Raw genomic sequence first — 22,648 nt, forward strand, 5'->3', positions numbered from 1 at the left:
CGTGTTCAGCCGGTGGTCCGGCCCATGAGCCTGTCGATCGCCTCGATCCGGCGGTCCGCCTCGTCGGCGGACAGTCGTCCAAAGCGCATGTCGAGATGCCATTCCCGCTCGCCGTCGAGCGGCACGAAGCGCCCGGCTTCCACCTCGTTGCGGCGTCCGAGTGTCGAGGAGGTGGAGGGAAAGGAGAAGCCGATCGCGTCCTGGTCGGGCGTGCGGCAGATCCAGCGGTTGAGGCGCGGCGCCTGGTCGGGCCGGTGCGCCACGTAGTCGGCCGAGCCGTCGGCGTGTCGCTGCACGGCGTGTGCCCAGCCCGCCTCGTCGGCCACGGCATCGATCGCGAAGACGACCTCCGGATCGAAGCCGAGACCGGGCTCCAACCGGTGATGGAGCGTCGGGTCCGCGGCGAGCGCCTCCAGGAACTCCGCGTAGCCGGGACCGGCCCGCACATGGGCCGGGATGCTGCGGCGGACGCGAACCGCCTCCGGCGTGTAGGGCGCCGTGTAGTGCAGGGTCGCGCCGTCCGAGGGGCGGAAGTTGATGTGGGCGAGGTAGAGAACCTCCATCGGCGTGCGCTTGTCGTTGCGTAGCCGCAGATGGCAGTCGATCAGCGTCTCGTCACGGCCGATGCCGAGTGTGGCCGTCAGCGTGTATCGCGTCGAGAACGCAACGGCATAGCGGAACACGCCGCCGAGCGTGACGCGGCCCGCCGCCTCATCGAGGTCGAGCCAGGCATCCTCGAACGGGGCGCTTGGCAGCTCGCCGTGCAGCGGGTGGCTATCGCCGGCCTCGGGCGCGCCGATGCCCGTCAGCCCGCAATGGATCAGAAAGGCGCCGTAGGTCTCGAGATAGGTCGTCGAGCGCGCGGGCTCGTCGAACATGGACCGCATGGCGAATTCGCGCCCGTCGAAGCGCGCGCGCCAGATCTGCTGGCCGCGAAACGGCAGGATCACGACCTCGCCGCGGCGCGTTCCGATCCGCAGCCCGGCGACGCCGCTCGCGTAGCGGAACGTGGTGACGCTGATGCCCTCGAAGGCGCAAAGCCGGCGTTCGGTTTCGCCGAACATCGCCTCCGTCAGGTCGATGCGAATCCCCATCCGCTCCCCCATGCGGTGTTTCGCCTCCGCACATAGGCGCAAGCGGCGCGGCGGGCAACGCGCGCGGCATGGGATGACGAACGCGAAGAAAGCCTTAGTTTTTGCCGCCGTGCGCCGGTTTCGGGCGCCCGCCACAGGATGCGATCCCCATGGATATCGTGAAGCTCGGCCGCACCGGCCTCGACGTCTCCCGCCTCTGCCTCGGTTGCATGAGCTACGGCACACCCGATCGCGGCAACCATCCCTGGACGTTGCCGGAAGAGGAGAGCCGGCCCTTCATCCAAAAGGCGGTGGAGCTCGGCATCAACTTCTTCGACACGGCCAACGTCTATTCCGACGGCACGAGCGAGGAGATCGTCGGCCGGGCCCTTCGCGACTTCGCGCGGCGTGACGAGATCGTGATCGCGACCAAGGTCCACGGGCGTATGCGGCCGGGCCCCAACGGTGCGGGTCTGTCGCGCAAGCACATCATGGCCGAGATCGACGCGAGCCTGACGCGACTCGGCACGGACTATGTCGACCTCTACCAGATCCACCGCTGGGACCCGACCGTGCCGATCGAGGAGACGCTGGAGGCGCTGAACGACGTCGTGGCGGCGGGCAAGGCGCTCCATATCGGCGCGTCCTCGATGCGCGCCACCCAGTTCGCCAAGGCGCTGGCCGTCTCCGACCGCGAGGGTTGGGCGCGCTTCGCCACGATGCAGAACTACGTCAACCTTCTGTATCGCGAGGAGGAGCGCGAGATGCTGCCGCTCTGCCGCGAGGAAGGGATCGGCGTCATCCCCTGGAGCCCGCTCGCGCGAGGCCGCCTGACGCGTGACTGGGACGAGACGAGCGAACGCTCGCAGAGCGACACGTTCGGGCGGACGCTCTACGAGCACACGGCCGAGGCGGACCGGCGCGTCGTCGAGGCGGTGGCCGAGATCGCGAAGGCGCGGGGTGTGCCACGGGCTCAGGTCGCGCTCGCCTGGGTCCTCCAGGTGCCAGGCATCACGGCACCGATCGTCGGAGCCACCAAGCCGCATCACCTCGACGACGCGGTCGCCGCGCTCGCGATCAAGCTGACGCCCGATGAGATCCGGGAACTCGAAGCCCCTTATGTTCCCCACGCCGTCGTCGGCTTCTCCTGAGGCTTTGCGGGGCGGCGCGCCTTGCGCTAAGCCGCTCTCCTTTCGAAACTCAGGGACGAGGCGGTGGTGGCGGGAACGAACCGAACGGGCGAGATCATGCGCGGGGGACCGGCCATCATCCTCGTCGAGCCGCAGCTCGGCGAGAACATCGGCATGGTGGCTCGCGCCATGGCCAATTTCGGCCTGTCGGACCTTCGTCTCGTCAACCCGCGCGACGGCTGGCCGAACGAGCGGGCGGTCGCCGCCGCGTCTCGTGCGGACCACGTGATCGAGGCGGCGCGCCTCTTCGACACGATCGAGGAGGCCGCGGCCGATCTCACCTTTCTTCTCGCGACCACGGCGCGGGCGCGCGATTCCCACAAGACCGTGCTCGGACCGCGTGACGCGGCCGCAGCGCTTCGCGCGCGCATCGATGTGGGGCAGGGCGCCGGTATTCTCTTCGGGCGCGAGCGGACCGGTCTGGAGAACCACGAGGTCGATCTCGCCGATACGATCGTGACCTTTCCGGTGAACCCGGCCTTCGCCTCGCTCAATCTCGCCCAGGCCGTGCTTCTGATGAGCTACGAGTGGATGAACACGACCGGGGAGACGGCTCCACGCTTCCAGGCGCCCGAGCAGGTTCCCGCCGAGAAGGACGAACTTTACCGCCTGTTCGATCATCTCGAAGGCGCGCTCGACAAGGCGAACTACTTTCATCCACCGGCCAAGCGCGAGGCGATGATTCACATCCTGCGCGGAATGCTGACGCGGCCCGGTTTCTCGGAAGGCGAGGTGCGGACCCTGCGGGGTGTCGTGCGCACCTTCGAGCGGAGCATGGGGCGAGCCGGGGCGGAGGAATGAGCGCGGAGCCGCCGATCCTCGTCTTCGATTCCGGCATCGGCGGTCTCAGCGTCCTGCGCGAGCTGCGCACCGTGATGCCCGACCGACGCTTCCTTTATGTCGCCGACGACGCGGGCTTTCCCTACGGCGGCTGGGAAGAGGCAGCACTGCGCGACCGGATCGTCGCGCTGTTCGAGACCCTCGTCGCGGATCATCGGCCGCTTCTGGCCGTGATCGCCTGCAACACGGCCTCGACGCTCGTGCTTCCGGCGCTGCGCGCTCGTTTCAGCCTGCCTTTCGTCGGCACCGTACCGGCCGTGAAGCCGGCTGCCGAGCGCTCGCGCTCCGGCCTCGTCAGCGTGCTCGCCACGCCGGGAACCGTGAAGCGTGACTACACGCGCGCCCTGGTATCGGAGTTTGCGCAAGGCAAGGACGTGGCACTGGTCGGCTCGCAGCGACTTGCGACGTTGGCCGAATCGCACATTCGAGGGGAGCGGATCGATCTCGACGAGATCGAAGCCGAGATCGCGCCGTGCTTTCGCGAGCGCGATGGTCGGCGCACCGATATCGTCGCGCTCGCCTGCACGCACTACCCGTTTCTCGCCAACGCCTTCCGGAAGGTCGCGCCCTGGCCGGTCGACTGGCTCGACCCCGCCGAGGCGATCGCCCGTCAGGCGGCGCGCTTCCTGCCCGATCGACCCTCGACGCTGCCCGAGGGCTTCGACCGGGCGGTCTTCACAGGGGGCGCACCGGACTACCCGACGCGCCGCCTGATCCATGGGTTCGGCCTCTCGTGCGAGACGCCCTGAGGGTCGATCAACCGCGCGACAGGGTGACGTTCGAGGTCTGCTGCGGCTTTCCGTCGACCTGATCAGTCACCTGCATCGTGAACTGGCCATTGCCGCTGTTGGTGATGCGCATCACCGCATTGCGGTCGCCATGAACGACCTGCGGATAGACGAGATCGAACACCAGCGTCGAGCCCTGCAGGCGACCGTTGCGCAGTTGCGCCGGCCCCCGGCTGGCGCCGGTATAGGTGCCGGAGAAGCGCTGGCTGTCGGGGTCATACCGGATCGAGGCGCCGATCTGACGTGTGACGATGACCGCGGCGCGGCAGCTTCCTGCGATCTCGATGTCGTTGCTCGACGGCGTTCGGCCGGTCACGCGGCACGTGACGTTGCGCGGTGACGAGTCCTGCTCCCGCTGCACGGTGCCCGAGCCGCTGTAGGACCCCTCGAAGCGGGACAGGAAGTTGGTGTCGGCGTGGCTGGGTCCTGCCAGGACCAAGGGCAAAGCGGCAGCGATCAGGGCAGTGGGGATCAGGCGCATCGGATCGTCCTCATGGCGGATGCGACGCGTCCGGCCGCTCCGGCGAATGTGTGCTCGGCTTCGGGAACGGCTCTGCCGCCGTTTCGTTCGATGCGCTGCGACACTGTTTCCAGCGGATGCCTCATGGACCTGATCAAGATCATCATCGCCATCATCTTGCCGCCGCTCGGCGTGTTCATGGAGGTGGGCCTGGGCAAGCACTTCTGGATCAACATCATCCTGACGCTGCTGGGCTACATTCCGGGTATCGTTCATGCGGTCTGGGTGATCGCCCGGCGGTAAACTTCCGCCGGCTTGACTTCGGCGGCCCTGTCACTTAACCGACACGCAACGGCGGAATGCGAGTTCCGCCGTTTTACGTGTCCCGTGGATCGCCGTGGCCTATCGCCGGCCCGTGGTCCTGTCAGTCCGCTCCATGCGGGCAGAGGAGGGCGCGTTTCCTCGAAGGGCCCCCGGATCCGCCGGGCTGGCCCGCCAACCGTTTGGGAAATGCGATGTCGAAGCGCGAAGCTTCCAAGTACAAGATCGATCGCCGTATGGGCGAGAACATCTGGGGACGCCCGAAGTCCCCGGTGAACCGCCGTCAGTACGGCCCGGGCCAGCATGGCCAGCGCCGCAAGGGCAAGATGAGCGACTTCGGCACGCAGCTGCGCGCCAAGCAGAAGCTCAAGGGCTACTACGGAGACATCTCCGAGAAGCAGTTCCGCAAGACCTACGAGGAAGCCGCCCGTCGTCGCGGTGATACCTCGGAGAACCTGATCGGTCTGCTCGAGTCGCGCCTCGACGCGATCGTATACCGTGCGAAGTTCGTTGCGACGATCTTCGCCGCCCGCCAGTTCGTCAACCACGGCCACGTCAGCGTCAACGGCGTGCGGACCAACATCGGTTCGTACCGCTGCAAGCAGGGCGACGTGATCGAGGTCCGCCAGAAGTCCAAGCAGCTGACCGTGCTCATCGAGGCGACCCAGCTCGCCGAGCGCGACGTGCCGGACTACATCGAGGTCGACCACTCCAAGATGGTCGCGACCCTTCAGCGCGTTCCCGGTCTCTCCGACGTTCCGTATCCGGTCGTCATGGAGCCGAACCTGGTGGTCGAGTTCTACTCGCGCTGATCCCTCAGCCGGATCGCCTCGCATTCGCGAAAGGCCGCCCCTTCGGGCGGCCTTTCGTTTTTCGGCCCGCCGCGTTAAGCGAAGCCGATCTGAGGGAAATCGCCATGCTCGATCAGGACGAGTCCGCGGCCGCCGCGTTCGAGGCGGCTCCCGCCGAGGAACCCGGCGGAAGTCATCCGATCTTCGCGGACGCGCCGGCGAGCGTCTCCTTCAAGAAGGGACGCAAGCGTCTCCTGCGCCAGATGCGTGAGACGATCGAGACCCACGCGATGGCGCGTCCCGGCGCGCGATGGCTGGTTGGAATCTCCGGCGGCAAGGACTCCTACGCGCTGCTCGCTCTCCTGCTCGACCTGCGTTGGCGCGGGCTCTTGCCGGTCGATCTTCTGGCCTGCAACCTCGACCAAGGACAGCCGGGCTTCCCGAAGCACATTCTGCCCGAGTTCCTCACACGCCACGGCATCGCCCACCGGATCGAGTACCGCGATACCTATTCGGTGGTGAAGGAGAAGGTGCCGGAGGGCGCGACGACCTGCGCGCTCTGCTCGCGCCTTCGTCGCGGCAACCTTTATCGCATCGCGCGCGAGGAGGGCTGCGAGGCGCTGGTGCTCGGTCACCACCTCGACGACAGCCTCGAGACCTTCTTCCTCAACATGTTCTTCGGCGGCAAGCTGTCGGCCATGCCAGCGAAGCTGGTGAACGACGAGGGCGACCTTCTCGTGCTTCGCCCGCTGATCCAATGCGCGGAAGCCGACATCGCGCGCTTCTCGGCGGCGATGCGCTTCCCGATCATTCCCTGCGACCTGTGCGGCAGTCAGGAGGGGCTGCAACGCGGCGCTTTGAAGACGCTGATCGCCGACATGGAGCAGCGCTTCCCTGGGCGACGCGACACGATCGCCCGCGCTCTCGCCAACGTGCGGCCGGGCCACCTTCTCGACACCAGCCTCTTCGACTTCCGCAGCCTCGAGCCTCGATCGGATGCCCTGTGAGCGACATCGCCGACTTCCTGTTCCAGACGCTTCGCGAAGCCGCCAGATCTGAGGTGCTACCGCGCTTCCGTCGTCTTGCCCAAGGCGACGTGCGCGAAAAGACCTCGGCCATCGACCTTGTGACCGAGGCCGACGAGGCCGCCGAGCGTTTCATCCAGGCGGCCTGTGCCCGTTCGCAACCGGCGGCGGTGTTCGTCGGCGAGGAAGGCGTGGCGGCCGATCCCGGGCTTCTGACGCGTATCCGGCATGCCGAGATGGCCATCGTGGTCGACCCGATCGACGGCACCGCGAACTTCGCCGCTGGCGCGCCCATGTTCGGAATGATGGCGGCCGTGGTGCGCGGAAACGAGACGGTGGCTGGCGTCATCTACGATCCGCTCGGCGACGACGCAATGATCGCGGAACGCGGCGCCGGCGCCTTCCTGGTTCGCCCCGACGGCGAGCGCGAACGCCTCCGTGTCGCATCGGCGCAGCCGTTGACCGACTCCATCGCCGTCGCCAGCACGAGCTATCTTCCGCTGCCGCAGCGCCGGGACGTGCTGACGCGAATGGCCGAGCTCCGCATCCTGGCGAACTACCGCACGGCGGCGCAGGAATATCGGCTCATGGCGTCAGGCCATATCCACTTCCAGTTCTACCTGAAGCTCATGCCTTGGGATCACCTCGCCGGCACGCTCCTTGTCGAGGAGGCCGGGGGATACGTGCGCAGGCTGGATGGCGGACGTTATCTGCCGAGCGACGTCGCGGGCGGTTTGCTGACCGCGCCGGACGCCGAGAGCTGGGCTGCCATGCGCGCGCTTCTCGGTCCGAATATCGCCTGACGCCTTATTCCGCAGGGGAAGCGGCAGCCGCAACGGGAACCGCGGGCGCGCCTGCCTTGGCGGGTGCGAGTTCGCGCCGGAAGAGCTGGCCGCGCTCCGCGATCAGGACGCAGCCGATCGACAGCAGCGAGAGGACGACGTAGCCCGTCAGAAGCGGGATCAGCGTCCCGTCGTAGAAGTAGCCGATCGTCGCGCCGATCAGGCCACCGCCAAGCGTCTGCATGAAGCCGAGCACCGACGAGGCCGTACCGGCGACGTGGCCCAACGGGTCCATCGCGAGCGCGTTGAAGTTCGTGCCGACGAAGCCGAACATGCACAGCGTCAGGATCGTCATCGGCATGAAGATCGCAAACGGCGGCACCCCGCCGGACGCCAGCGCGATCACGAGATGAAGGCTGCTCAAGGCCGCGTAGAGAACCAGGGCGCCATGCGAAAGCCGGCGCATGCCGAAGCGCTGCACCAGGCGCGAGTTCGAGAACGAGGCGAAGGCCATGAAGATGGCGCCAGCCGAGAAGTAGAGCGTGAAGGCGGGACCCAGCGCATAGGTGTGCGCGTAGACCTGCTCGGCCTGGTTGATGAAGGCGAAGAGCACGCCCAGCATCAGCATCGTGCCGAAGGAGTAGGAGAACGCGACGCGGTTGGTGACCACGGTTCGGAAGGCGCCGGCGACCCGTGAGACCGTCAGCGGCAGGCGGTCTTCCGGATGCTGCGTCTCCGGCAGCCGGAAATAGGTCCAGAGCGTCACCAGCGTCCCGAACGCGGCGATCGCGTAGAAGATCTCACGCCAGTTGCCGAACAGGAGGATCAGCTGCCCGAGGTTGGGCGCGATCACCGGGATGACCATGAAGATCATCATGATCAACGACATGACGCTGGCCATGCGGGCGCCGCCGAAGCAGTCGCGAACGATCGAGACCGCGATGACACGGGTCGCGGCCGCACCGATGCCCTGAACCGCACGCCAGAACAAAAGCACGCCGAATGTCGGCGAGAAGACCGCCGCCAGCGACGCGGCCACGTAGATCGCAAGCCCGATCAGCAACACGGGACGCCGTCCGAAGCGGTCCGACAACGTACCGTAGACGATCTGCGCCGCGCCGAATCCGAGCACGTAGGCCGTGATGACGAACGGCGCACGGTTGGGGTCGCTGAGTTGCAGCGACTGCGAGATGTTCGAGAGAGCGGGGATAAAGACGTCGATCGCGGCGGCGTTGAGCGCCATGATGCAGGCGATCAGGGTGACGAGTTCCCAATAGGGAAGCGTGCGCGATCCGGTCTGGACGTTCGGCATAAGACGGTCTTCCTGAAGGATGCGGCCTTCTTATACCGCGGCGCGACAGAAACAAAGGGTACCTGACAATTCGCAGGCCATGGGTTCGCGCTGTGGTCCCAAACGCAGAAGGCCCGCTCGGGTTTCGAGCGGGCCTTCGGAGATACAAAGAGGAACGAGAGGCTAGTTCGCCGGCGCCGGTGCCGCGATGCCCTTCTCGCTCAGGAAATCCTGCAGTTCGCCGGCCTGGAACATCTCGCGCAGGATATCGCAGCCGCCGACGAACTCACCCTTCACGTAGACCTGGGGAATGGTCGGCCAGGAGCCGTATTCCTTGATGCCCGTACGCAGCTCGTCCGACGACAGGACGTTGACGCCCTTGTACGGCACGCCAAGGTAGTTGAGAATCTGGACCACCTGACCCGAGAAACCGCATTGCGGGAAGTCGGGCGTGCCCTTCATGAAGACCACGATATCGTTGGTCTTCACCTCGTTGTCGATCCAGTCGATGATGCCGCTCATGATGGGCCCTGCTTCTAGTCGCCATGCGGGAAAGCTCCATCCCACATACGGTCTTGAACGCCGGATTTAAAGGGCACTCCCGTTGGACGGCCCGTTCGCTGAACCGGTTTCCAGTCGCGAAAGCCATTCCTCGTGATCGTCGAGGCGTTGTTCGCGGTCGCGCAGATCCGCGATCTCCTGCGAGATGCGACTTTCCAGCAGCACGATGTCGCTCTTGATCTCCTTCAGGTCGCGATCCGACCGGGAGAGACCGTCGCGCAGGTCGCGATCGATCAGCGCGAAGCCGTCGCGCAGATCGCGCTCCAGACGGTTGATGAGGTCCTGCTGGCGAAGGATCAACTCCATCATCTGCCGCTGGCGCTGGTCGATGCCGCGCAGAAGGCCGAGCGTATGGCTCGCGATCTTGAGGTCCGGCAGGGAGTCCGACACCACGCCGCCCTACTTGGGCGCGCTGGTTTGGAGGGCGAGCGCGTGAAGCGGTCCTCCCATGTTTCCCTGCAGCGCCTGGTAGACCATCTGATGCTGCTGCACGCGCGACTTACCGCGGAAGCTTTCGGCGACGACCTCGGCGGCGTAGTGGTCGCCGTCGCCCGCGAGGTCCCGGATCGTCACGGTCGCGTCGGGAATGCCCCGCTTGATCAGCGACTCGATGTCGTGGGCATTCATGGGCATCGCTGAACTCCTCGGCTACCGCGAACGCGTTGCGGCGCGTCGCTTCGGCTCACGATAGGGGGCATCGCGGCGAGCGGCAACCGCCGGTCAGGCCGCGGTCGCCGCGGTCTCGGGCACAGTGCCGGCCATGAAACGCGGGAACCACGACTCGTGCGCGATGGTCATGTCCGCAACCTCGACGACCAGCGGTCCGGCCCGCAGCGTGTTGCCGCCCACCGTCCCGAGACGACGAACCGGCACGCCATCGGCGGCCGACAGAATGCCTTCGGCATCTGCCGACGATACCGCCAAGACGTAGCGCGCCTGGTCCTCGCCGAAGAGGCGCGCGTGAAGCGAGCCGTCGCCGGGCTCGACGTCGGCACCCAAGCCCGAAGCCATGCACATCTCCGCCAGCGCGACCGCGAGGCCGCCATCGGACAAATCGTGGCAGGCGGTCACGCGGCCCGACCGGATCAGCGTGCGCACGAAGTCGCCGTTGCGCTTCTCGGTCTCGAGGTCGACCGGCGGCGGCGCACCGTCCTCGCGCCCTTCGATCTCCCGCAGGTAGATCGTGGCGCCCAGATGCGTGCCCTCCGACCCGACGAGGATGAGAACGTCGTCCTCCCGCATCCCGCCGATCGTCGCCGTCTTCGTGCGATCCTCGACAAGGCCGACACCGCCGATGGTGGGTGTGGGCAGGATACCGGTGCCTTGCGTCTCGTTGTAGAGCGAGACGTTGCCCGACACGATCGGGAAGCCGAGCGCGCGGCAGGCCGCGCCGATGCCCTCGATGGCGCGCACGAACTGACCCATGATCTCGGGCTTCTCGGGATTGCCGAAGTTGAGGTTGTCGGTGGCTGCGAGCGGTTCGGCGCCGACCGCCGTGAGGTTGCGCCAGCACTCGGCCACGGCCTGCGCACCGCCCTGGTAGGGGTCGGCCTCGCAGTAGCGCGGCGTCACGTCGGAGGAGAAGGCGAGGGCCTTCGTCGGGTGTCCGTCGACGCGCACGAGGCCGGCGTCGCCGCCGGGTCGCTGCAGCGAGTTGCCGCCGATCAGCGTGTCGTACTGCTCGAACACCCAGCGGCGCGAGGCGATGTCGGGCGAGCCGAGCATGCGCAGGAGCGTGTCGGAGAGATCGGCGGGAACGGTCAGATCCTCGGCGCGAACCACGGCCGCTGCCTTTGGCGCGACCCACGGACGGTCGTATTCCGGCGCCTCGTCGCCGAGCTCCTTGATCGGCAGGTTCGCGACTTCCTGTCCGTCGAAGAGGATGCGGAAGCGCAGGTCGTCGGTCGTGTGGCCAACCACGGCGAAGTCGAGACCCCACTTACGGAAGATGGCTTCGGCCTCGCCCTGCTTCGAGGGCTCGAGCACCATGAGCATGCGCTCCTGGCTCTCCGAGAGCATCATCTCGTAAGGGGTCATGCGCTCTTCGCGCACGGGGACGCGGTTGAGGTCGAGCTCGATCCCGAGGTCGCCCTTGGCGCCCATCTCGACCGCCGAGCACGTCAGGCCGGCCGCGCCCATGTCCTGGATCGCAATCACCGCGCCGGTCTGCATCAGCTCGAGGCACGCCTCCAGAAGGCACTTCTCGGTGAATGGGTCGCCGACCTGCACGGTCGGGCGCTTCTCCTCGATGCCCTCGTCGAATTCGGCCGAGGCCATGGTGGCGCCGCCGACTCCGTCGCGGCCGGTCTTGGCGCCGAGATAGACTACCGGCAGGCCGACGCCCTTGGCTTCCGAGTAGAAGATCGCATCGGTCCTGGCCAAGCCCGCAGCGAAGGCGTTGACGAGGCAGTTGCCGTTATAGCGCGGGTGGAAGTTCACCTCGCCGCCCACCGTCGGCACACCGAAGGCGTTGCCGTAGCCTCCGACGCCCGCCACGACGCCCGAGACCAGATGGCGCGTGCGGGGGTGGTCGGGCGCCCCGAAGCGAAGCGCGTTCATTGCCGCGATGGGGCGCGCGCCCATCGTGAAGACGTCGCGCAGGATGCCGCCGACGCCGGTCGCCGCGCCCTGGTAGGGCTCGATGAAGGACGGGTGGTTGTGCGACTCCATCTTGAAGACGACGCACAGGCCATCGCCGATGTCGACGACGCCGGCATTCTCGCCCGGACCCTGGATCACGCGCTCGCCCTTGGTGGGCAGCGTGCGCAGCCAGCGCTTCGACGACTTGTAGGAACAATGCTCGTTCCACATGGCCGAGAAGATGCCGAGCTCGGTGATCGTGGGCTCGCGGCCGATGAGGTCGAGGATGCGCTGATACTCGTCCGGCTTCAGCCCATGCGAGGCGACAAGATCGGGCGTGATGGCGACGTCCTGCATGGGACCTCCGGCGGGCGTGGTGTTGAACTCGTGCGTCACCGGACCGGCGTCCAGTCGGTGCGGTTGCGGCAGGGGGCGACCTCGGCACCCGAGCGCAGGATTGCAGCGTCGTCCTCGACCTGGCTCACCGCACCGTCGATCCGGCGCTGGAGCACGAGAAGCGTATGGTCGAGGCGTCCGTTGCGCACCGCCCGCACGCACAGGCCGTAGCCGCGTCCGTCGCCGGCGAACACGAACCCGCGCGTTTGTTCGACGGGAAGGCGACGGTAGATGGCGCGTCCGGTCTCGGCGGCGTAGCGAAGTTCCGCCGCGTTGGGAGCCGGGCCGCCGAGGTTCGGGGGTGGCGCCGCCACGGAGGCGCAGCCGCTGCCGAGCGCCAGGAAAATCGAGAGCGAAAGCGCGAACCGCAGCCGGTCAGGCATCGCAGGATGTCGACCCCGACCGCCACCGTGAGAGATCCGTTTCGAGACGCGGACGCAGCGCTCCGTTCAGAAGCGGGCCGTAGGTATCCACGCGCGTCGAACCCGTGAAGCCCTCGACGACCAGGAGCGGGCGCGCCTCGATGCGCCCGCGCGGCACGAGCAGGAAGCGCGGCTTGCCGGAGAAGGAGGAGAGTTCGGGCGCGAGCGAATAGGCGGCAAAGGCCGGATCGCCCGACTTGAACCAGCAGCGATTCGCCGTCAGCGCCAGACGCTCCATTCGGTCGAGCCCGGTATCGGCGCGCGGCGCGGCGGACTTCGACGGAGCGGGCGCGGGCGAACCCGCACAACCGGCAAGTGCCAGGCCGACGACTGCCAGGGCAAGGGCGGTCTTGAGACGCATCACGCGGCGAGCGAACGACCGGAGAGCCCGAGCGCGGACTCGAAGATGCCGCGTCCGTCGGTGCCCCCGTGCTCGGGCTCCACGAGATTCTCGGGATGGGGCATCATGCCAAGCACGTTGCCGCCCTCGTTCAACACGGCCGCGATGTCGTTCAGCGCGCCGTTCGGGTTCGTGCTTTCGGCGTAGCGGAAGACGACACGACCCTCGCCCTCGACACGAGCCAGCGTCTCCGCATCCGCGAAGTAGTTGCCGTCGTGGTGGGCGACCGGGCAGCGGATCACCTGGCCTTGCGAATAGGCCGTGGTGAAGCGCGTCTGGGCGTTGGCGACTTCCAGCTTCACCTCGCGGCATACGAACTTGAGGCTCGTGTTGCGCATCAGGGCCCCCGGCAGGAGACCGGCCTCGCACAGGATCTGGAAGCCGTTGCACACGCCCAGCACCGCGACGCCGCGCGCTGCCTCGTCGGCCACCGCGCGCATCACGGGCGAGCGGGCGGCTATCGCGCCGCAGCGCAGGTAGTCGCCGAACGAGAAGCCGCCCGGGACGACGATGAGGTCGACCTTGGGAATCGTCGTCTCGGTCTGCCAGACGGTCGCGGGCGCCGAGCCGCTGATCGAGGTCAGCGCCGCGATCATGTCGCGGTCGCGGTTCAGGCCGGGCAGAAGGACGACGGCGGCTTTCATCGGGAAGTTCCTCGGGCGCTCACGGATCGACGGGTCGGCAGGGCGCCGGTCAGGCGATCTCGACCGCGTAGTTCTCTATCACCGTGTTGGCGAGGAGCTTCTCGCACATGGCGGAAAGCTGGTCTTTCGCCTTCTCGCGGTCGTCGCCGTCCACCACGACGTCGAACACCTTGCCCTGCCGCACGCCCGCCACGCCCTCGAAGCCGAGCGTGCCGAGCGCACCCTCGATCGCCTTGCCCTGAGGATCGAGCACGCCGTTCTTCAGCGTGACGACGATGCGCGCCTTGATCACGTTTGCCGCCTGTTCTGCGAATGAACCAGTCTCAAAGCCGGCGCGGGTCGCGACGCCGGCGGATGCGTCACTTCACCAGCACCGGCCCCGAAGGGCGGGGTGGTTCGTTCTCGTTCATGATGCCGAGACGACGGGCCACTTCCTGGTAGGCCTCGACGAGACCGCCCATGTCGCGACGGAAGCGATCCTTGTCGAGCTTGTCCTGGGTTTGGACGTCCCACAGACGGCACGAGTCGGGCGAGATCTCGTCGGCTACGATGATGCGCATCATGTCGCCCTCGTAGAGGCGGCCGGTCTCGATCTTGAAGTCCACGAGCTGGATGCCGACGCCCAGAAACAGGCCCGACAGGAAGTCGTTGACGCGGATCGCCAACGCCATGATGTCGTCGATCTCCTGCGGGCTCGCCCAGCCGAAGGCCGTGATGTGCTCTTCCGACACCATCGGATCGTCAAGCTGGTCGGCCTTATAGTAGAATTCAATGATCGAGCGGGGCAGCACGGTGCCCTCCTCGATGCCGAGGCGCTTGGCCAGCGAGCCGGCCGCGACGTTGCGCACCACGACCTCGAGCGGAATGATTTCGACTTCCTTGATCAGCTGCTCGCGCATGTTCAGCCGACGGATGAAGTGCGTCGGAATGCCGATCCGGTTGAGGTGCGAGAAGATGTATTCCGAGATGCGGTTGTTCAGGACGCCCTTGCCGTCCACGACCTCGTGCTTCTTCTTGTTGAAGGCCGTCGCGTCGTCCTTGAAGAACTGAACCAGGGTGCCGGGCTCGGGCCCCTCGTAGAGGATCTTGCCCTTGCCTTCGTAGATACGGCGGCGACGTGTCATAGGGTGATGCCTGATCGTGGACGAGGCAGGCCGACGGCGACCCGCAAGAAAAGCTTGTGTCTTGTGCGGGTCAATAGCCCATAGGGTCGCCTGAAACAATCGGTCGCCCGCAAATGGTCCGTGGAAGCAACACGATACGATCACGTTCCCTGGGGATCGGCTGGACGAGACGGCTCGATGGCATAGGCTATGGCGCGCGAATCCATCGCCCGCACGAGGCGACGGACGCAACGATCAACGGAGGACGTCCATGTCGCTGAGGGACCGGGGAGACGATTTCGAGGCACGCTTCGCCCACGACGCGGACTTGCGGTTTCGCGTCGAGTCGCGCGCGACCAAGCTTCTCGGACTTTGGGCGGCAGGACGGCTTGGGCGCTCGGGCGATCCGGCCGAGACCTATGCCGCGGACCTCGTTCGCCACGATCTCGGCGCGGCGGGATCGGACGACGTCGTGGACAAGGTGACGGCCGACCTGGCCGGGCAGGCGTCGCGCGAAGAGGTGGTGCGCCAGCTCGGGGCCGCGCGCCTGGAGGCCGAACGGCAGATCCGCGCCCAATGAGCGATTCTCTTCTCACGTTGCGCCGCCTTCTCGATCGCGAGGGAAGCGCCCTGTCGGCCTGGTCGAGCCTCGGCGATCCGACGGTCCACGAGGTTCTTGCGCGCACCTTCGATGCGGTGACGCTCGATGTTCAGCATGGGCTGCAATCCGTCGACGAGATCCGGGACGGTATCGCCCGTGTGGTTCTGGCCGGGCGGCCCGTGCTGGTGCGAGTGCCGGTGGACGACCTGTCGCTGGCCGCGCGTGCGCTCGACTTTGGCGCGCACGGCGTCATCCTTCCCATGGTCGAGGGAGCCGAGGACGCGCGGCGGTTCGCTCGCGCATTGTCCTATCCGCCGCGTGGGCAACGGTCGTATGGTCCCGCGCGAGCCGCCGATCTTCATCAAATGCCGTCGGGACCCGATTACATGCGGGCGGCGCACGACGCCATCATGACCTTCGCCATGATCGAGACGCCCGCCGCTTTGGCCGCGATCGACGACATCCTCGCGGTGGAGGAACTGCACGGCGTCTTTGTGGGGCCGTCCGACCTGTCGCTCGCCATCGACTCGAGCCGGCTCGATCCGGACGGCGAGCGGACGGAGTCCGCCGTGCGCACGATCGCGCAGAAGGCGTCGCAGGCCGGCAAGGCGACGGCCATCTACGCCGCGACGGCCGAGACGGCGCGCCGCTACGCTGCGATGGGGTACGACCTCATCTGCGTGGCGAGCGACATCGCGCTTCTGAGGGACGCCTCGCGCCGCATCGTCGAGACGATTCGCGCGCCCTAGCGTCAGCCGAGCGGGAGCGACGACAGGAACTTGCCGAAGGTGAGCAAGCCTTCGGGCCAGGGACCGTGGCCGCTCTCGCCGTTCAGGTGACCCGATTCGCCGGCATCCACGAACCGGGAGCCCCAGGCTCCCGCAGCGTCCTCGGCAGCCTCGAACGACGAGAACGGGTCGTTGCGACTCGCCACGACAACGGACGGGAACGGCAGCGGCTCGCGCGTATAGGGGCCGAACGTGCGCAGGTGCTTGGGACGCAGGCGCTCGTCGTCGACGTCCGGAGGCGCGACCAGAAATGCACCGGCGACCGGGCGGCGAAACAACGGCACGGCCTGCACCGCTGCCGCGACGCCCAGCGAGTGCGCAACGAGCACGGGCGGTCGTTCGCTCGCGTTCACGGCCTCGGCGACGGCTTGCGTCCACTCCTCGCGGACAGGCTTGGACCAGGCCACCTGCTCCACACGACGGGCCGTCGAGAGCTTGCGCTCCCAACGCGTCTGCCAGTGCTGCTCGTCGGAGTTCTGATATCCGGGGATGATGAGGATGTCGGCTTCTGAAACGCGCATCGCGGGCAGATGCGGACGGGTCTGCGTCCTGTCAAGGGCGCGTCACAGAAGCGGGCTGATGAGGCGCGTGACGTTCTCGGCGAGCTGGCGCCAGAAGCCGCGCCGCTGCCATTGCGCCATCTGAAGGCGGTGGCTCTTGGCGCGATAGTCGTCCTCGATCACGCGCAGGTCGCGCACGAGATCCTCGTTGAAGGCGATCAGTGTCACCTCAGAGTTCAACTCGAAGGAGCGCCGGTCCATGTTGGCCGAACCCACCACCGCGATGTCGTCATCGATCGACAGGTGCTTCGCGTGCAGGAACCGTTCGCGGTAGAGCATGACCTCAATGCCCGCCTCGAGAAGCTCGTCGTAGTAGCTCTGCTGCGCGTGATCGATCAGGACGCTGTTGGTGGTCGAGGTTACGAACAGGGTCACGCGAACGCCCTTGGCGACCGCCGTGCGCATCGCGACGAGAAGCGGCTCGTTCGGAATGAAGTAGGGCGTGGCGAGAACCACGCGCTGGCGTGCGGCGTAGATCAGGTCGGTGAAGAGAATGTCGACGCCGGCCTCGGGGTAGTCGGGGCCGCTCGGCAGGACCTGCGCGATCGCCTTGTGCTCCACCGTGGGCGGCGGCGGCTCCGGCATCAGGTCCGGCGAGGCGATGTCCTCGTCCGTCTCGAGATACCAGTCGCCGATGAAGATCGACTGCAGCTCGAGGACGACGGGTCCCTCCACACGCGCCATGACCTCGCGGTAGAAGGTCTTCGGCTCGTACTCGATGCGGTGCATGTTCTGCGAGCCGACCCATCCGATCAGCCCGTCCACGACGACGATCTTGCGATGGTTGCGCAGGTCCAGGCGTGTCGCCTGGTTCCAGAAGCGCAGCGGAAGGATCAAGCGTAGCTCGACGCCCGTGCCCGTGAGGCGCTTGGCGATAGCGCGTCGATCGCGCGAGGAGCCGACCGCATCGATCAGCAGGCGACATTTGACGCCGCGCCGCGCCGCGCGCTCCAGCGCGCTCAGGATCTTGTTGCCAGCCTGGTCGTTCTGGAGAATGTAGACCATGACGTGGGCATGGTGCCTGGCCTTGTCGATGTCGGCCGCGATGCGGTCGACGACGCGATTGTAGTCCGCGTCCAGCGTGATCTTGTTGTGCGCCAAGCACGGGAAGTTGCCGATACGCTGGACGAGGTGGGAGGTTGCGCGATGCCGCTGGGGCAGGGCGCGCAGCCCCGACACGCCGTCCAGCTTGATATGGGCGATCGCCTTGCGGATGATCGACGGTACCTGCTCGATCCGGTCGCGACGCCATTTCGGATGGCGCGCGTTGCCGACCGCCAGGTAAACGGGCAGGGCGATCCAGGGCAGGAAGAAGAACAGCATCAGCCAGGCCTGCGCAGCCACGGGACTGCGCCGGAAGGGAATGTAGACGAGCGCTCCGACGATGATGCTCCAGCCCGCCACGCTCACGGCAAGGGGCCAGACCGTCCCGTCGAAAAATTCGATCATAGGGCCTCGTCGATTCGGTCAGATGCGGAGCGATGCCGGCGGTCCGGCCATGAAGCGTCCCGCCATGCCCGCGGATTCGGGCGGGCGCAAGGCCCCGGCCGGGATCGGCCGATCGGACGACCTTCCGGACGACGACGGGACCCTATATGGACCCCCGCGCGTGCCGCCCGGTGTCCGAGGCGGCGCGTCGAGGGATGTCGCATGATCCGCATCGTCTACGCCAATCTCGGCTACTCCCGCGCGATCGACGGGTCGCTTGGTCACCACGTGCGTCGGGCGCACCGCCACCTGTTCACGACGGAACGGGTGCAGCGGCGGGCGCTGAACCAGGTGCGCGAGCGGCTCGACGCGCTGCAGCCCGATCTCGCGTGCTTCGTGGAGATCGATCGGGGGTCGTTCAACAACGGCTTCCTCGACCAGATGCGCATTCTGGCCGACGAGCGCCACACGACGGTCCGCATCGACAACAAGTACGGAGCGGACAAGCACTTCCGGCGCCTGTCGGTCTCGCGCGGCAAGTCCAATGCGTTTCTCGCGACCCGACCGATCCGCTATGCGGCGCGCTATCTGTCGGCCGGCAAGAAGCGGCTCGTCTACGACATCGAGATCGAGGGTGTCCGCGTCCTCGCCGCGCATCTGTCGCTGCGCTATCGAATCCGCTGCCTCCAGATCGGGGAACTGGCGAGATGGGTGGCGGAACGCGAAGGGCCGACCGTGGTGGTCGGCGACTTCAACCTGTTTCGCGGCGCCAGCGAACTCGCGCCGCTGCTCGGCTCGGGTCGCCTCGTTCACGCCAACGCCGACAGCGGCCCGACCTTTCGGCTCGGGCCCTACCGGGCGACGCTCGATACCTGCCTCGTGTCCCGCGACCTGATCGACTCGTGCCGCGTCAGCATCCTCGATCAACCCTTCTCGGACCATCAGATGATCCGCCTCGACATCGAGGGTGTCGGCGGCGATGGCGGGGCGAGCGGCCGTGCGGTTCTCGTCGCCGATCCGGTTGACCCGGCGGAGTTGCCGTCGGAGGCTTGACGGATCAGGCCCGACCGAAGACGCGCCGGAAGATCGTGTCGACGTGCTTGGTATGATAACCGAGGTCGAACTTCTCCCGGATCTCGCTCTCGCCCAACGCCTGGGTCACCTCCGGGTCGCCCAGAAGCTCGGTCAGAAAGTCCGCGCCCTGTTCCCACACGCGCATCGCGTTGCGCTGGACGAGGCGATAGCTCTCCTCGCGCGAGAGGCCGGCCTGGGTCAGTGCCAGGAGCACGCGTTGCGAATGGACGAGGCCCCGGAACTGGTTGAGGTTGCGCTCCATTCGCTCGGGATAGACCAGCAGCTTGTCAACGACCCCGGTGAGACGCGCGAGAGCGAAGTCGAGCGTGATCGTGGCGTCCGGCCCGATGAAGCGTTCCACGGAGGAGTGCGAGATGTCCCGCTCATGCCAGAGCGCGACGTTCTCCATCGCAGGCATCGCGAACGAGCGCACCATGCGGGCCAGGCCCGTCAGGTTCTCGGTCAGAACCGGGTTGCGCTTGTGCGGCATGGCCGAGGAGCCCTTCTGACCGGGCGAGAAGTATTCCTCGGCCTCGAGTACCTCGGTGCGCTGGAGGTGGCGAACCTCCGTTGCCAGCCGTTCCACGCAGGAGGCGATGACGCCGAGCGTCGCGAAGAACATGGCGTGCCGATCGCGCGGGATGACCTGGGTCGAGACGGGCTCCGGCTGGAGCCCCAGCGCCTTGGCGACATGCTCCTCGACGCGCGGGTCGATGTTGGCGAAGGTGCCGACGGCGCCCGAGATGGCGCAGGTCGCGACCTCCGCGCGCGCCGCGACGAGCCGCTCGCGGCAACGCGCGAACTCGGCATGGGCGAGAGCCAGCTTGACGCCGAAGGTCGTCGGCTCAGCATGAATGCCGTGGCTGCGCCCGATCGTGACAGTGTCCTTGTGCTCGAACGCGCGACGCTCCAGCGCGGCCAACAGGGCGTCGAGGTCTGACAGCAACAGATCGGCCGCGCGCGTCAGCTGGACGTTCAGGCACGTGTCGAGAACGTCCGACGAGGTCATGCCCTGATGGATGAAGCGGGCGTCCGGGCCGACGAACTCGGCCAGATGCGTCAGGAAGGCGATGACGTCGTGCTTGGTCTCGCGCTCGATCTCGTCGATGCGCTCGACATCGAAGGTGGCTGCGCCGCCCCGCTCCCAGATCGTCTTTGCGGCCTCGTGCGGGATGACGCCGATCTCGGCCAGCGCATCGCAGGCATGGGCCTCGATCTCGAACCAGATCCGGTACTTGGTCTCCTGCGACCAGATCGCGACCATCTCGGCACGGGAATAGCGGGGGATCATCGTCGAGACCTTTCGCGGCAGGCTGGGGAGGAGCGTGGCCGGGCCTTAACAGACGCGCCCGCACGCCTCAACTCGCGCTAGCCGGCGAGCGAGGTCCAGGCCGGCAGCGTGTCGCCGGGAAGCGGCAGGGTCGCAAACACCGCGCGCGCCACCGCGCGTGCCATGACCGAAGAGGCGGCCGCCGCAACCTCCACCCGTGCGCCCCCATCCGGCACCGGTCCCCGCTCGCCGGTCGCCAATGCGAAGACGAGATCGCCGTCGTAGTCCGTATGTACGGGCCAGAGCGCCAGGGCGAAGCCGTCGTGGGCGGCCAGCGCGAGGCGGCGCGCAGAGGCCTTGTCGAGATGCAGATCCGTCGCGATCACTGCGATCGTGGTCGCCGTACCCGGCAGGGCGATCTTCGAGCGCGGAACCGCGACGTCGTCGGGCAGGGGATGGGGCAATCCGAGGCCGCCGAACTCGCCGCCGATCTCGAACGGGGCGGCGCGGAAGTGGCGCGTCGAGCCGACGAGCGGCGAGCCGAGGGCATTCACCGCGACGAGGGCTGCGATCGTGGCGCCGTTCGGGAGCTGCACCGACGCCGAGCCGAGGCCGCCGCGACACGCCGCCGTGGTCGCACCCAGCCCGGCGCCGATGCCGCCGAGCTCGAAGTCGAGCGCCGCCGCCTGGGCCGCGACAACCCCGAGATCGCGATAGGGCGAATGGTCGCCCCAGTCCTTGTCGCCGCCATTCGCAAGATCGAACAGGATCGCGGCCGGAACGATGGGCACGCGAAAGGCACCTACCGCAAAACCTCGGCCCCAGCCGCGCAGCACCGACTGAACGCCCGATGCGGCGTCGAGGCCGAAGGCCGAGCCGCCGGACAGGACCAGCGCATCGACGCCTGCGACCGTCGCGTCGGGTGCCAGGAGGTCGGTCTCGCGCGTGCCGGGCGCACCGCCCAGAACGGCGACCGAGGCCAGCGTCGGCCGATCGCACAGTATCGCCGTGACGCCGCTCCGCAGCCGCTCGCTGGATGCGTGGCCAACGCGCAACCCGGCGACGTCGGTCAGACGATTGCGGGGTCCAGCCCGCCAGCGCTCGCTCACCCCTCGTCCTCGGGCAGAAACCGGTCGCCCTCCCATCGGTAAGCACGGAAGGGGAGGATGTCGGCCGCCCCGTCCGTTCCGAAGCGGGCGGTTCCGGCGGAGGTTTCGAACGTCCCGGATGCAAGGGTGTCCGCGAGTGGTCGGCCGGATGCCAGAGCCGACTGCGCGATCTCGACGCCCAGGCGAGCCGGCCACCCGTAACCTTCGTCGACCGGCGCCTCCTCCGATGGCGGCCAGGCCGCGTCATGGGCGGCGCTCACGGCAACGATGCCGTTCGGAAGCATCGGCTCCGTGCGCGTCTCGTCGAGCAGCGCTTCGCCGCCGACGACCGAGAGGTCGAGGCCGATCGCGGCGGCATCGCGCACGATCACCGCGACATCAGAACGACTGCCCAGAATGACGACATGCGTCACGCCGCTTTGCGCGATCCGCCGTGCCAACGCGAACTGCTTCTCCTCGGCGGGTCGAAAGTTGTCGATCAGCGCAAAACGGTATCCGTCGGCCTCCAGACGCTCCCGTATCCGATCCGCCAGGTCGCGGCCCGTCGCCGAACCGTCCTCGACGAGACCGACGGACTCCGTTCGCCAACGCTCCCGAACAAAGCGCGCCAGCGCCTCGGCTTCGTCGTCCGAACCCGGCGCGATGCGCCATAACGGCCAGCTGTCGCTCTCGCGACGCTTCAGCAGGCGGTCGGCCCGTACGCCGACGTCGATCACCGGTATCGTCGCATCTCGCAGGATCGGCATCGCCGCCTCCAGCGCGCTGGTGCACAGAAAGCCAACGGCGATGCGGACGCCGGCGTCGCGCATCTGCGTTGCGACGCGCGCGCCGCCCTCGGCGGAGCAGCCGTCGTCGAACTCCTGGAGTTGCGCACGCTTCGGGTCGAGCGCCGCGCGCGAGCCGGCAACGAGCTGGCGACCGAGGATCTCCTCGGGACCGCTGAGCGGCGCGGCGATTCCGATGCGCGGTGGAACGCCGTCCTGGGCGGACGCGGGACCGGCAAGAACGAGGGACACGAAGAGGGCGCGAACGAGTGTCATGGCGGCCGTAGTCTAGTGCCTTTCACCTTGTGCTGCGAGGGCGGCTTGATTCCGGCTTGCGCGCTCCGTTAACTCGCGCCCGAGTGCGGGACCGGCGTCCCGCGCCTTGCC

27 protein-coding genes are annotated in these 22,648 nt (G+C 67.5%); 10 read left to right on the top strand and 17 right to left on the bottom strand.

Annotation, left to right across the window (positions count from 1 at the left end):
* Positions 1-5: 5 nt before the first annotated feature.
* Positions 6-1,094 (bottom strand): DUF4432 family protein, encoded by a 1,089-nt coding sequence (locus BLQ76_RS14445; RefSeq protein ID WP_170842602.1) that lies wholly within the window; start codon positions 1,092-1,094, stop codon positions 6-8.
* 149 nt (positions 1,095-1,243) lie between these two features.
* On the opposite strand from BLQ76_RS14445, the gene BLQ76_RS14450 reads away from it, so the two are divergent.
* The 3 genes from BLQ76_RS14450 (at position 1,244) to murI (ending at position 3,852) form a co-directional block, all read left to right on the top strand.
* Positions 1,244-2,224 (top strand): aldo/keto reductase, encoded by a 981-nt coding sequence (locus BLQ76_RS14450; RefSeq protein ID WP_090674562.1) that lies wholly within the window; start codon positions 1,244-1,246, stop codon positions 2,222-2,224.
* Between the two features lie 66 nt (positions 2,225-2,290).
* On the top strand, positions 2,291-3,064 hold the full coding sequence (locus BLQ76_RS14455) for an RNA methyltransferase (protein WP_090674837.1): 774 nt from the start codon (positions 2,291-2,293) through the stop codon (positions 3,062-3,064).
* On the top strand, positions 3,061-3,852 hold the full coding sequence (gene murI / locus BLQ76_RS14460; RefSeq protein WP_090674565.1) for a glutamate racemase: 792 nt from the start codon (positions 3,061-3,063) through the stop codon (positions 3,850-3,852). Before BLQ76_RS14455 ends, murI begins: the two co-directional genes overlap by 4 nt.
* Before the next feature lie 7 nt (positions 3,853-3,859).
* Here murI and BLQ76_RS14465 read toward each other — a convergent pair whose 3' ends face one another.
* Positions 3,860-4,372, bottom strand: a complete 513-nt coding sequence (locus BLQ76_RS14465) for a hypothetical protein (protein WP_090674567.1) — start codon at positions 4,370-4,372, stop codon at positions 3,860-3,862.
* Between the two features lie 123 nt (positions 4,373-4,495).
* Between BLQ76_RS14465 and BLQ76_RS14470 the strand changes: the two genes are divergently transcribed.
* The 4 genes from BLQ76_RS14470 (at position 4,496) to BLQ76_RS14485 (ending at position 7,291) form a co-directional block, all read left to right on the top strand.
* Positions 4,496-4,654 (top strand): YqaE/Pmp3 family membrane protein, encoded by a 159-nt coding sequence (locus BLQ76_RS14470; protein ID WP_090674570.1) that lies wholly within the window; start codon positions 4,496-4,498, stop codon positions 4,652-4,654.
* A 212-nt stretch (positions 4,655-4,866) separates the two neighbouring features.
* Entirely contained in the window at positions 4,867-5,484 is a 618-nt protein-coding gene (gene rpsD / locus BLQ76_RS14475; RefSeq protein WP_090674571.1) for a 30S ribosomal protein S4, read from the top strand.
* A 104-nt stretch (positions 5,485-5,588) separates the two neighbouring features.
* A complete protein-coding gene (gene ttcA / locus BLQ76_RS14480) occupies positions 5,589-6,470 on the top strand; it encodes a tRNA 2-thiocytidine(32) synthetase TtcA (protein WP_090674573.1) in 882 nt (293 codons plus the stop codon).
* The gene (locus BLQ76_RS14485; protein ID WP_090674575.1) at positions 6,467-7,291 is read left to right on the top strand and encodes an inositol monophosphatase family protein; all 825 of its coding nucleotides are present in this window, start codon (positions 6,467-6,469) and stop codon (positions 7,289-7,291) included. Before ttcA ends, BLQ76_RS14485 begins: the two co-directional genes overlap by 4 nt.
* Before the next feature lie 4 nt (positions 7,292-7,295).
* On the opposite strand, the gene BLQ76_RS14490 is transcribed toward BLQ76_RS14485, so the two are convergent.
* From BLQ76_RS14490 to purC, 10 genes are all read right to left on the bottom strand, one after another.
* Positions 7,296-8,582: a multidrug effflux MFS transporter gene (locus BLQ76_RS14490; protein WP_090674581.1), complete on the bottom strand. Its 1,287-nt coding sequence runs from the start codon at positions 8,580-8,582 to the stop codon at positions 7,296-7,298.
* 162 nt (positions 8,583-8,744) lie between these two features.
* The gene (gene grxD / locus BLQ76_RS14495; RefSeq protein WP_090674584.1) at positions 8,745-9,083 is read right to left on the bottom strand and encodes a Grx4 family monothiol glutaredoxin; all 339 of its coding nucleotides are present in this window, start codon (positions 9,081-9,083) and stop codon (positions 8,745-8,747) included.
* Positions 9,084-9,149: 66 nt separating this feature from the next.
* Entirely contained in the window at positions 9,150-9,515 is a 366-nt protein-coding gene (locus tag BLQ76_RS14500) for a hypothetical protein (RefSeq protein WP_090674586.1), read from the bottom strand.
* A gap of 6 nt (positions 9,516-9,521) precedes the next feature.
* A complete protein-coding gene (locus BLQ76_RS14505) occupies positions 9,522-9,755 on the bottom strand; it encodes a BolA/IbaG family iron-sulfur metabolism protein (protein ID WP_090674588.1) in 234 nt (77 codons plus the stop codon).
* Positions 9,756-9,842: 87 nt separating this feature from the next.
* Positions 9,843-12,059 carry a phosphoribosylformylglycinamidine synthase subunit PurL gene (gene purL / locus BLQ76_RS14510; RefSeq protein ID WP_090674839.1) on the bottom strand — a complete coding sequence of 739 codons (2,217 nt, stop codon included), beginning with the start codon at positions 12,057-12,059 and terminating at the stop codon, positions 9,843-9,845.
* A gap of 35 nt (positions 12,060-12,094) precedes the next feature.
* Positions 12,095-12,481, bottom strand: a complete 387-nt coding sequence (locus BLQ76_RS14515) for a hypothetical protein (protein WP_090674590.1) — start codon at positions 12,479-12,481, stop codon at positions 12,095-12,097.
* Complete coding sequence (locus BLQ76_RS14520) at positions 12,474-12,881, bottom strand: hypothetical protein (RefSeq protein ID WP_090674842.1); 408 nt, start codon at positions 12,879-12,881, stop codon at positions 12,474-12,476. Before BLQ76_RS14520 ends, BLQ76_RS14515 begins: the two co-directional genes overlap by 8 nt.
* A complete protein-coding gene (purQ, locus tag BLQ76_RS14525; RefSeq protein ID WP_090674592.1) occupies positions 12,881-13,564 on the bottom strand; it encodes a phosphoribosylformylglycinamidine synthase subunit PurQ in 684 nt (227 codons plus the stop codon). Before purQ ends, BLQ76_RS14520 begins: the two co-directional genes overlap by 1 nt.
* A gap of 49 nt (positions 13,565-13,613) precedes the next feature.
* Positions 13,614-13,856 (bottom strand): phosphoribosylformylglycinamidine synthase subunit PurS, encoded by a 243-nt coding sequence (gene purS / locus BLQ76_RS14530; protein ID WP_090674594.1) that lies wholly within the window; start codon positions 13,854-13,856, stop codon positions 13,614-13,616.
* Between the two features lie 67 nt (positions 13,857-13,923).
* The gene (gene purC, locus BLQ76_RS14535) at positions 13,924-14,688 is read right to left on the bottom strand and encodes a phosphoribosylaminoimidazolesuccinocarboxamide synthase (RefSeq protein ID WP_062014383.1); all 765 of its coding nucleotides are present in this window, start codon (positions 14,686-14,688) and stop codon (positions 13,924-13,926) included.
* A 250-nt stretch (positions 14,689-14,938) separates the two neighbouring features.
* Between purC and BLQ76_RS14540 the strand changes: the two genes are divergently transcribed.
* On the top strand, positions 14,939-15,247 hold the full coding sequence (locus BLQ76_RS14540; RefSeq protein ID WP_090674597.1) for a DUF1476 domain-containing protein: 309 nt from the start codon (positions 14,939-14,941) through the stop codon (positions 15,245-15,247).
* Positions 15,244-16,017, top strand: a complete 774-nt coding sequence (locus BLQ76_RS14545; RefSeq protein WP_090674599.1) for an HpcH/HpaI aldolase family protein — start codon at positions 15,244-15,246, stop codon at positions 16,015-16,017. The genes BLQ76_RS14540 and BLQ76_RS14545 overlap by 4 nt, the downstream gene beginning before the upstream one ends.
* Positions 16,018-16,019: 2 nt before the next feature.
* Here BLQ76_RS14545 and BLQ76_RS14550 read toward each other — a convergent pair whose 3' ends face one another.
* On the bottom strand, positions 16,020-16,577 hold the full coding sequence (locus tag BLQ76_RS14550) for an RBBP9/YdeN family alpha/beta hydrolase (protein WP_090674602.1): 558 nt from the start codon (positions 16,575-16,577) through the stop codon (positions 16,020-16,022).
* A 42-nt stretch (positions 16,578-16,619) separates the two neighbouring features.
* Entirely contained in the window at positions 16,620-18,065 is a 1,446-nt protein-coding gene (gene cls, locus BLQ76_RS14555) for a cardiolipin synthase (protein WP_090674605.1), read from the bottom strand.
* Positions 18,066-18,266: 201 nt separating this feature from the next.
* Between cls and BLQ76_RS14560 the strand changes: the two genes are divergently transcribed.
* A complete protein-coding gene (locus BLQ76_RS14560) occupies positions 18,267-19,097 on the top strand; it encodes an endonuclease/exonuclease/phosphatase family protein (RefSeq protein WP_090674608.1) in 831 nt (276 codons plus the stop codon).
* Between the two features lie 4 nt (positions 19,098-19,101).
* On the opposite strand, the gene purB is transcribed toward BLQ76_RS14560, so the two are convergent.
* The 3 genes from purB to BLQ76_RS14575 form a co-directional block, all read right to left on the bottom strand.
* Positions 19,102-20,409, bottom strand: a complete 1,308-nt coding sequence (purB, locus tag BLQ76_RS14565; protein WP_090674611.1) for an adenylosuccinate lyase — start codon at positions 20,407-20,409, stop codon at positions 19,102-19,104.
* Between the two features lie 77 nt (positions 20,410-20,486).
* Positions 20,487-21,533, bottom strand: a complete 1,047-nt coding sequence (locus BLQ76_RS14570) for a P1 family peptidase (RefSeq protein WP_090674613.1) — start codon at positions 21,531-21,533, stop codon at positions 20,487-20,489.
* A complete protein-coding gene (locus tag BLQ76_RS14575) occupies positions 21,494-22,537 on the bottom strand; it encodes an ABC transporter substrate-binding protein (RefSeq protein ID WP_090674616.1) in 1,044 nt (347 codons plus the stop codon). The genes BLQ76_RS14570 and BLQ76_RS14575 overlap by 40 nt, the downstream gene beginning before the upstream one ends.
* Positions 22,538-22,648: the final 111 nt, after the last annotated feature.

Origin of the sequence: Aureimonas jatrophae, from assembly GCF_900104035.1 — a bacterium.
GTDB classification, from domain to species: Bacteria; Pseudomonadota; Alphaproteobacteria; order Rhizobiales; family Rhizobiaceae; genus Aureimonas; species Aureimonas jatrophae.